Source organism: Vibrio sp. 10N.261.55.C5, assembly GCF_041470505.1.
GTDB lineage: Bacteria > Pseudomonadota > Gammaproteobacteria > Enterobacterales > Vibrionaceae > Vibrio > Vibrio crassostreae_C.
This window is the reverse complement of sequence record NZ_JBFRMS010000127.1, coordinates 1-211: the sequence shown is the minus strand read 5'-3', so window position 1 is coordinate 211 and position 211 is coordinate 1. Positions and strand designations below refer to the sequence as shown.

Below are 211 nucleotides of genomic sequence, written 5' to 3'. Positions count from 1 at the left end.
TTCCAAATTGTTAAAGAGCTAGATATTTCAAAAGAAATAACCATTTTTAAAGATTCTTAAGGAAGAACACTTAAAGATGGTGGAGCTATGCGGGATCGAACCGCAGACCTCCTCGCTGCCAGCGAGGCGCTCTCCCAGCTGAGCTATAGCCCCATCTGGAAAAGTATTTCCTACTCTTAACTTATTAAACCATCAATCTGTGTGGGTACTC

At 42.2% G+C, this 211-nt stretch carries 1 tRNA gene; it reads right to left on the bottom strand.

Going from position 1 to position 211, the window contains the following annotated elements:
* Positions 1-77: 77 nt before the first annotated feature.
* Positions 78-153: transfer RNA gene (locus AB4263_RS24220), tRNA-Ala, on the bottom strand.
* Between the last annotated feature and the right edge of the window lie 58 nt (positions 154-211).